The 8,432-nt window shown below is 68.0% G+C and carries 10 protein-coding genes; 5 read left to right on the forward strand and 5 right to left on the reverse strand.

All coding sequences use genetic code 11. From position 1 onward, the window contains the following. Positions 1 to 3 precede the first annotated feature (3 nt). Positions 4 to 774 carry a 1-acyl-sn-glycerol-3-phosphate acyltransferase gene (locus A5646_RS18055; RefSeq protein WP_067023120.1) on the reverse strand — a complete coding sequence of 257 codons (771 nt, stop codon included), beginning with the start codon at positions 772 to 774 and terminating at the stop codon, positions 4 to 6. Between the two features lie 76 nt (positions 775 to 850). On the opposite strand from A5646_RS18055, the gene A5646_RS18060 reads away from it, so the two are divergent. The 3 genes from A5646_RS18060 (at position 851) to A5646_RS18070 (ending at position 3,578) form a co-directional block, all read left to right on the forward strand. Further along, complete coding sequence (locus A5646_RS18060; RefSeq protein ID WP_067023123.1) at positions 851 to 1,615, forward strand: phosphotransferase; 765 nt, start codon at positions 851 to 853, stop codon at positions 1,613 to 1,615. An 83-nt stretch (positions 1,616 to 1,698) separates the two neighbouring features. Beyond that, the gene (locus A5646_RS18065; RefSeq protein ID WP_067023126.1) at positions 1,699 to 3,249 is read left to right on the forward strand and encodes an MBL fold metallo-hydrolase; all 1,551 of its coding nucleotides are present in this window, start codon (positions 1,699 to 1,701) and stop codon (positions 3,247 to 3,249) included. After that, the gene (locus A5646_RS18070; RefSeq protein ID WP_066873143.1) at positions 3,246 to 3,578 is read left to right on the forward strand and encodes a hypothetical protein; all 333 of its coding nucleotides are present in this window, start codon (positions 3,246 to 3,248) and stop codon (positions 3,576 to 3,578) included. The genes A5646_RS18065 and A5646_RS18070 overlap by 4 nt, the downstream gene beginning before the upstream one ends. Here the strand turns inward: A5646_RS18070 and A5646_RS18075 are convergent. Beyond that, positions 3,575 to 5,149 carry an NAD(P)/FAD-dependent oxidoreductase gene (locus A5646_RS18075; RefSeq protein ID WP_067023129.1) on the reverse strand — a complete coding sequence of 525 codons (1,575 nt, stop codon included), beginning with the start codon at positions 5,147 to 5,149 and terminating at the stop codon, positions 3,575 to 3,577. The genes A5646_RS18070 and A5646_RS18075 overlap by 4 nt on opposite strands. Positions 5,150 to 5,197: 48 nt before the next feature. Continuing rightward, a complete protein-coding gene (locus tag A5646_RS18080; protein WP_066873147.1) occupies positions 5,198 to 5,821 on the reverse strand; it encodes a TetR/AcrR family transcriptional regulator in 624 nt (207 codons plus the stop codon). Positions 5,822 to 5,890: 69 nt separating this feature from the next. Between A5646_RS18080 and A5646_RS18085 the strand changes: the two genes are divergently transcribed. Continuing rightward, the gene (locus tag A5646_RS18085) at positions 5,891 to 6,376 is read left to right on the forward strand and encodes a DUF2834 domain-containing protein (protein ID WP_067023132.1); all 486 of its coding nucleotides are present in this window, start codon (positions 5,891 to 5,893) and stop codon (positions 6,374 to 6,376) included. Here the strand turns inward: A5646_RS18085 and A5646_RS18090 are convergent. Then, positions 6,373 to 6,945 carry a class I SAM-dependent methyltransferase gene (locus tag A5646_RS18090; protein ID WP_067023135.1) on the reverse strand — a complete coding sequence of 191 codons (573 nt, stop codon included), beginning with the start codon at positions 6,943 to 6,945 and terminating at the stop codon, positions 6,373 to 6,375. The genes A5646_RS18085 and A5646_RS18090 overlap by 4 nt on opposite strands. Positions 6,946 to 7,000: 55 nt before the next feature. Between A5646_RS18090 and A5646_RS18095 the strand changes: the two genes are divergently transcribed. Next, complete coding sequence (locus A5646_RS18095) at positions 7,001 to 7,750, forward strand: helix-turn-helix transcriptional regulator (protein ID WP_067023138.1); 750 nt, start codon at positions 7,001 to 7,003, stop codon at positions 7,748 to 7,750. Positions 7,751 to 7,753: 3 nt separating this feature from the next. Here A5646_RS18095 and A5646_RS18100 read toward each other — a convergent pair. Continuing rightward, a partial coding sequence (locus tag A5646_RS18100; RefSeq protein ID WP_082975872.1) for an aminoacyl--tRNA ligase-related protein occupies positions 7,754 to 8,432 on the reverse strand: 679 nt, incomplete at its 5' end.

Genomic DNA, 8,432 nt, shown 5'->3' on the forward strand with positions numbered 1-8,432 from the left:
CGATCACGACTCCGGCGCCCCTGCGGACCGGGCCCGCCGGGCCGCCCGGGCGGCCGCCTCCTCGGCCTCCAACTGGGCCGCCTCCGCCAACGATGGCGCGCCCCCGCCCAGCCGGTGGGGCACCCAGAACTCGCCGGCGGGGTGCGGCCCGTACATTTCCTGCGCGCGCTCCAGCAGATGCTGCATGCGCGAGTGCAGCAGCCCCTTGAGCTCCTCGACGGCCAGCGTCGGCTCGATCGGTTCGCCGACCAGCACGATGATCGGAACCTTGGGCCGCCAGAGCCTTTTCGGGTGGTCCTTGGTCCAGATCCGCTGGGCGCCCCAGACGATGTGCGGAACGATCGGCACCCCGGCCTCGACCGCCATCCGCGCGGCGCCGGATTTGAATTCCTTGATCTCGAAGCTGCGGCTGATCGTGGCCTCGGGATAGACGCCGACCAGCTCGCCGTCCTTGAGGTTGCGGACGGCGTCCTCGAAGGAGGCGGCGCCGTCCTGGCGATTCACCGAGATGTGCCGCAGGCTGCGCATGATCGGCCCGGTGACCTTGTGGTCGAACACCTCCTGCTTGGCCATGAACCGCACCTTGCGGCCCAGACCCTGCTTGTAGGCCGGCAACCCCGCGAAGGTGAAGTCCAGGTAGCCGGTGTGGTTGATCGCGATGACCGCTCCGCCGCTGGTCGGCAGGTTCTCCACGCCGGCGATCGTGATCTTCAGGCCCTGGACGCGCCACACCAGGCGGGCGAGTTGAATGACAGTCCCGTAAACCGGTTCCACAGCAGTTCAGCCTAATGCTCCCCGCCACCCGCCGTCCCCGGAGCCGAGAATCCAAAGCGCCGCAAGGAGGCCGTCGTTGTCCGCCCCGTCATCCCCACCGCCTGTGCCTGCGATCGTCGACCGGTTCGCCGCCGGCCGGCCGGTGCGGGCGGTCTGGGTCAATGAGCTCGGCGGAGTGACCTTTCGGGTAGGTGCTGACGCGGCTGCTGGGCACGCCACCGGCGGGGTTGAATTCATCAAGGTGGCGGAGCCGGGCACCACCGACCTGGCCGGTGAGGCGCAGCGTCTGCGGTGGGCACGTCACTACCTGAGGACGGTGCCGGAAGTGCTCGGCCACGGGATGGCCGGGGACCATTCGTGGCTGCACACTCGCGGGCTGCCCGGCCTGCCGGCCGTGCATCCACGGTGGCTGGCGGCACCGGACGTCGCGGTGTGCGCAATCGGTGCGGGTCTGCGCGAATTGCATGACCGGCTTCCGGCTCAGGTGTGCCCCTTCGACTGGTCGGTGAGTGCGCGGCTGGCCGCATTACCGCCGGCAGCCCGGTCGCCGCTTGGTGAGCCACCGCCGGTCGACCGGCTGGTGGTCTGCCACGGCGATGCCTGCGCGCCGAACACGTTGATCGATGGCCAGGGCCGCTACAGCGGACATGTTGACCTCGGCGACCTCGGTGTGGGCGATCGGTGGGCCGACCTCGCGGTGGCAACGCTGTCGCTGGGCTGGAACTACCCCGGTCGGGGATGGGAGGGGGAATTCTTCGCCGCATACGGTGTCGAGCCCGACCCAGTGCGCATCGACTACTACCGGCGGTTGTGGAACGCCGAAGATGCCGGCTCGCGCTAAGCTCGGGGGCTGAAAAGCCGTCATCCCCGGCCGAGGCCGCAGAAGCCTTTCGAAGGCCTTCTACCGGCCCCAGGAAGGTATCAGTGCAGGTCACCAGCGTCGGCCACGCCGGATTTCTGATCCAGACCCAAGCGGGCAGCATCCTGTGCGACCCCTGGGTCAATCCGGCCTACTTCGCGTCCTGGTTCCCGTTCCCGGACAACAGCACGCTGGACTGGGACGCGTTGGGTGCCTGCGACTACTTGTATGTGTCGCACCTGCACAGGGACCATTTCGACGCGAAGAATCTGGCCGAGCACGTCAACAAGGACGCCGTGGTGTTGCTGCCGGACTTTCCGGTGCCCGACCTGCGAAACGCATTGCAAAAGCTGGGGTTTCACCGATTCTTCGAGACCAGCGATTCGGTCAAGCACCGGATCGCCGGCCCGAAGGGCGAGCTTGACGTCATGATCATCGCGCTGCGGGCGCCCGCCGACGGTCCGATCGGCGATTCAGCGCTGTTGGTTTCCGACGGCGCGACAACGGTTTTCAACATGAACGACGCCCGGCCGGTGGATCTGGACGCGCTGGCCACCGAATTCGGGCACATCGACGTTCACCTGCTGCAGTACTCCGGGGCCATCTGGTACCCGATGGTCTACGACATGCCGGCCCGCGCCAAGGAGTCGTTCGGCATCCAGAAGCGGCAACGCCAGATGGACCGCGCCCGCCAATACCTCACCCAGGTCGGGGCGACCTGGGTGGTCCCGTCCGCGGGGCCGCCCTGCTTCCTCGATCCGGAACTGCGCCACCTCAACGACGACCATGCGGATCCGGCCAACATCTTCCCCGACCAGGTGGTGTTCCTGGATCAGATGCGCAGACACGGCCACGCCGGCGGCCTGCTGATGATTCCCGGGTCGACCGCCGATTTCACCGGCTCGCAGCTCAATTCGCTGACCCACCCGCTGCCCGCCGACCAGGTCGAGGCCATCTTCACCACGGGCAAGGCCGACTACATCGCCGACTACGCCGAGCGGATGGCGCCCGTCGTCGCCGCCGAGCGGGCGAGTTGGGCACCGGCCACCGGGGAGCCGCTGCTGGAACCGTTGCGCGCCCTGTTCGAGCCGATCATGTCGCAAAGTGACGAGATCTGCGACGGAATCGGTTATCCCGTCGAACTGGTGCTGGGGCCGGAAACCGTGGTCCTTGACTTCCCGAAACGTGCTGTGCGGGAACGCATTCCGGATGAGAAGGTCCGCTACGGCTTCGAGATAGCGCCGGAGCTGGTTCGCACCGTGCTGCGCGATCGCGAGCCGGACTGGGTCAACACCATCTTCTTGTCGACCCGGTTTCGGGCCTGGCGTGTCGGCGGCTACAACGAGTACCTGTACACCTTCTTCAAGTGCCTGACCGACGAACGGATCGCTTACGCCGACGGCTGGTTCGCCGAGACGCACGACGACTCGGCGTCGGTCACGCTGGACGGCTGGGAGATTCAGCGCCGCTGCCCGCACCTCAAGGCCGACCTGTCGAAATTCGGCGTCGTCGAGGGAAACACGTTGACCTGCAACCTGCATGGCTGGCAGTGGCGACTGGACGACGGTCGCTGCCTGACCGCCAAGGGCCACCAGCTGCGGAGTTCGCGGGCGTGAGCGCATCTTACGACGACGGCCTGATCCAGCTGGATCGTGCGGCGATCACGTTGCGCCGCTACCACTTTCCGTCCGGCACGGCGAAGGTGATCGCGCTCGACGCGATCCGCGGGTACAAGGCCGAGCAGCTGGGCCTTTTCACCCAGCGGTTCCGGATCTGGGGCAGCTCGGACTTCCGCCGCTGGTTGCCGCTGGACATCGGCCGCCCGCTCAAGTCGACGCTGATCACGCTGGACGTGCCGGGCACGCGGCCCAGCCCGGCGTTCACGCCGGCGCGTCCCGAAGAATTCACCGCCCTGCTGGACGACCTGCTCGGCCGGCGCGGTTAGGACGCCCCCGCGCCCCCGCGGTCGGCGAGCGCCTGGCGCGCCGCGTTGTAACCGGGGATGAAGGTGATGCCGGGGCCCCCGTGACAGCCCGCGCTGCCCAGATACAGGCCCTCGATCGGGATCGGCTGGCCGAGGAAGCCCCGCGGGCCGGGCCGGTTGGGCCCGATCTGGTTCGCGTTCAACAGACCGTGGCAGTAATCCCCGCCGGGCGCGCCGAACATGACGCCCATGTGCCTGGGCGTGAAGGTGGTGTGCCGGATGATGCTGCGTTCGAAATTCGGGGCGAGCCGGGTGACCTTGTCGATCACCCGCTGGCCCATCTCGACCTTGGCCTGCCCGTAGTCGACGTCGCCCTCGATCGGGAAGAACAGCGCGAACGCCGACGCGGCGTGCTTGCCGTCGGGTGCGAGGCCCGGGTCGTTCTGCGACGGGATCTGCAGCACGACGGTCGGGTCGGCCGGGACGATGCCGCGCCGCGCGTCCTCCCATTGCTGCTGCACTTCCTCCGGCGTGCAGAACAGGCCGATCGAGGCCTGCATGGCCGGTGAGTTGAGGGCCTCATACGGCGCGGCGAAGACGGGCGCCTCCTCGAGCGCGAAATGCATCTGCAGGTAGCTGCCGCGGTGGTCGATGCGGGCATAGCGTTCCCGGACATCGGCGGGCAGCGCGCCCTGTTCGATCATCTCGTTGAGCGTGACGTCCGGCGCGATCCCCGAGACGACGATCGGGGCGTGCAACGTCTCGCCCGCCTCGGTGCGCACGCCGGTCACCCGCCCGTCGGCGACGAGGATCTCGGTCACCTTGGTGCGCAACCGAAGTTCACCGCCATGACTTTCCAGGACGTCGCACAGGTGCGAGGTGAGCGCGCCGATGCCGCCGCGCAGCTTCTTCATCTGCATGGTGTCGCCGTCGGGTACGCCGAGCCCGAAGGCGAGCGCGGCCGCGCTGCCCGGCGTGGCCGGGCCCCGGTAGAGCGTATTGACGGCCAGCACGGTCATCGAGCCGCGGATCGCACCGAACTTCTCGCGGTCGGGCAGATAGCGGTCCAACACGTCGGTGACCGAGCCGAACAGCATGTCGTCGATCGCCGAGCGCTCGAATTCGTTTGTGGCGCAGGCATACATCTCGTCGATGCTCTTGGGTAATGTGCCGGCTTCGAACCGGCCCAGCGCGCGGGTCGGGCCCTGGCTCCACGCCATCAGCCCCGCCATCCCGTTGACGGCGTCGGCGCCGTGCACCTCGTTGAGATGGGTGAACAGCTTGACGGGGTCGCTGTACTGGATCAGCGGATCGTCGCCGACGCCGCGCACCGCCACCGACATCACGTCCAGGTCGATGGTCGGCAAGGTGTCCAGGCCCAGGTCGTCGACCACCACCTGCGACGTCGGGAACTGCACCGAGCCGGCGATCTCGAACTGGTATCCGTCGAAAAGCTCGACGGTGGAAGCCATGCCACCCGCGTAGAGCTTGGGATCCAGGCACACCGTGCGCAGCCCGGCCTTGGCCAACAGCACTGCCGCGGTGAGCCCGTTGTGCCCGGCACCGATAACTATCGCGTCGTATTCAGTCATGTCCTGCCCTCCGAAAGGGAGGCTCGCACGACCGCAAAGTTTTGTCAATTATGACGAAACTGCGGTGATCCACGTGCCGGAGATCCCGCCGCGCAGCGACTCGAGCGCCACGTGGGTGATCCGGGCCAGTTCGCCGAGCGACCGGTCGTCGCCGACCATCCAGGCCTCCATGGCGCCGAACACCGCGGCCGCGATGCACCGCGCGGTCACGGTGACCCGCAGCCGCACATCCGGCGTTCGATCGGCCGCGCCACTGCGCCGGCGCAGCTGCTCCTCGATGGCGTCGGCCAGGTCAGCCTGGACGTCGCGGATGTGGCGGACGATGCGCCCCTGGTCCAGATCACCGCCCCGCAGCGCGGCGATTTTCGTCACGGCCTCAACGTCATACGGGAAGGCGAAGACCGCCGCCTGCACCGAGTCGATGACCGGCTCGTCGACCGGCCTGGCCTCCAGCGCCGCGCGAAACCAGTGCAGCCCGGTGTAGTCGGCGAACAGCAGGTCGTGCTTGGAGCTGAAGTGGCGGTAGAACGTCCGCAACGACACCCCGGCGTCCGCGGCGATCTGCTCGGCCGACGTGTCCTCCACGCCCTGGGCCAGGAACCGCACCACGGCGGCCTGGCGCAGCGCTTCGCGCGTGCGCTCGCTGCGCGCCGTCTGAGCGGGCCGGACCATGGCAGTAAGGTATCAAGAAACTTTTTGACAATATTGACAAAACTTCCGAACCGGGGCGAGACTGCGCCCATGGTCTCGCTACTCACCCACGCGGTACTCGGACTGGCGGTCATCAGCTGGATCGTCCTGGCCAACAGAGAAGTTTTCACCCGGCCGGCCGGCGGCCCGCTGTTCTCACCGATGGAAGTCGTGTACTACGTCGTCGGCATCGCGTCGGTCGCCCTCGGCTGGTACTTCAACATCACCTACGTGCAGCAGTACGCGCATGGATCCACCAATCCGCTGTGGGGCGAACACGGCAGCTGGTTCGAATACGTCAGGCTGATGTTCACCAACCCGGCCGCCAGCTCGGCCAGCCAGGACTACACGATCGCCAATGTCGTTCTGCTGCCGATCTTTACGATCGTGGACGGCTACCGCAGGGGCCTGCGCCACCCGTGGCTGTACTTCGTGTCCAGCCTGTTCACCAGCTTCGCGTTCGCGTTCGCGTTCTACTTCGCCACGATGGAGCGGCAGCGCCGCCACGAGCGCGACCGTGCGACGGTAGCCGCTTAGCCGATCGGTTTGGTGGCCCGCCATTTCTGCCGGCCGCCCTTGACCTCGGTGTGGATGTCGGTGAATCCCGCCGCCGCAAGCCGCGCCGGCAGGTCGGCCGGCGGGATCGGGTTGTAGGTGTCAGCGACATGCAGCAGCCGAAATGCCAGGGACGGGACGCCGTCGCTGCCGGCGAAGACCCCGCCCGGTTGCAGCACCCGGAACGCCTCGGCGAACAGGCGGTCCTGCAGCTCGGCACGCGGCACGTGGTGCAGCATGGTGAAGCACACCACCGAGGTGAAATGGTCCGCGGGCAAACCGGTTTCGCTGCCGTCGCCGTGGATGATGCGCGCGCGATCACCGTAGCGGCGCTGCAGACGATCGGCCATCGCGCCGTCGACCTCGACCGCGGTGAGCGAGGCCGCCCGATCGAGCAGCGCACGCAGCGTCGCCCCGTAGCCGGGGCCGATTTCCAAAGTCCGCGCGCCCAATTCGACGTCCCGCAGGGCCCACGGCAACAGCTGATCGGCCACCGCCTGCTCCCAGCCCGCGGAGCTACAGCGCCGTCGGTGCAAAAGATTCATCGCCATACCGAGAACGCTAGGCGCCCACACGGGGTGCGGGCTTCCGATATCCTGCCGTGATATGTCGGAATTCGGCCATCACGGGCTGGCGACTTCGTCGCAGACGTTGCCGCCGGGATCCCACATCGAGCGGCACCGGCATCCTTTGCACCAGATCGTCTACCCGTCCTCGGGTGCCGTCTCGGTGACCACCCCGACCGGAATGTGGATCACGCCGGCGAACCGCGCGATCTGGATACCGGCGGGGTGCTGGCACGAACACAAGTTCCACGGCACCACGCAGTTTCACGGCGTCGCGCTGGACCCCGACCGCTACCGCCGCGGCCCCGCGGCCCCCGCCGTGCTGGCGGTCAATCCCTTGATGCGCGAACTGATCATCGCGTGTTCGCAAACCGATGGCACCGACACCGACGAGCACCACCGGATGCTGGCCGTACTGCACGACCAGTTACAGGCCACCAGCATCGGGGAGGCGCTGTGGATTCCCACACCGGTCGACGGCCGGCTGCGGCAAGCGTGCGCGCTGATCGCCGACAACCTGCGGGAGTCGTTGTCGCTGCGGCAGATCGGTGACCGGCTCGGGGTCGGCCAGCGCACGCTGAGTCGCCTGTTCAGCGACGAACTGGCGATGACGTTCCCGCAGTGGCGCACCCAGGTGCGGCTGCAGCACGCCCTGATGTTGCTCGCCGAGCGGCGCGACGTCACGTCGGTGGCGGCCGAATGCGGCTGGGCCACACCGAGTGCGTTCATCGACACCTACCGGCGAGCCTTCGGGCATACGCCCGGCCAGGTGGCCGCCAAGGCGCGCTAGTTATTAGTGGCGATTCGGCTCGAGCACCTCGGTGCCGACGAACGGCACCAGGGCCTCGGGCACCCGCACGCTGCCGTCGGGCTGTTGGTGGTTTTCCAGGATCGCCACCAACCACCGCGTGGTGCCCAGCGTGCCGTTGAGCGTGGCGGCGGTCTGCGGTTTGCCCGCCTCGTCGCGAAAGCGGGTGGCCAGCCGGCGCGCCTGGAACGTGGTGCAGTTCGAGGTGGACGTCAGCTCGCGGTAGGCGCCCTGCGTGGGAACCCAAGCCTCACAATCGAATTTGCGCGCGGCCGACGACCCGAGATCGCCCGCGGCGACATCGATCACCCGGTACGGCACCTGGATGCGGGCCAGCATCTCGCGCTGCCAGCCCAACAGCCGCTGGTGTTCCGCCTCGGCGTCCGCGGGGGTGCAGTAGACGAAGCCCTCGACCTTGTCGAACTGATGCACCCGAATGATGCCGCGGGTGTCCTTGCCGTAGCTGCCGGCCTCGCGGCGAAAACACGACGACCACCCCGCGTATCGCAGCGGCCCGCCGGACAGGTCCAGGATCTCGTCGGCGTGGTAGCCGGCCAGCGGCACCTCCGAGGTGCCCACCAGGTAGAGGTCGTCGGCCTCCACGCGGTAGACCTCGTCGGCGTGGGCGCCCAGGAACCCGGTGCCGGCCATCACCTCGGGGCGC

It is taken from the genome of Mycobacterium sp. 1245499.0, assembly GCF_001673615.1.
Lineage (GTDB): Bacteria > Actinomycetota > Actinomycetes > Mycobacteriales > Mycobacteriaceae > Mycobacterium > Mycobacterium europaeum_A.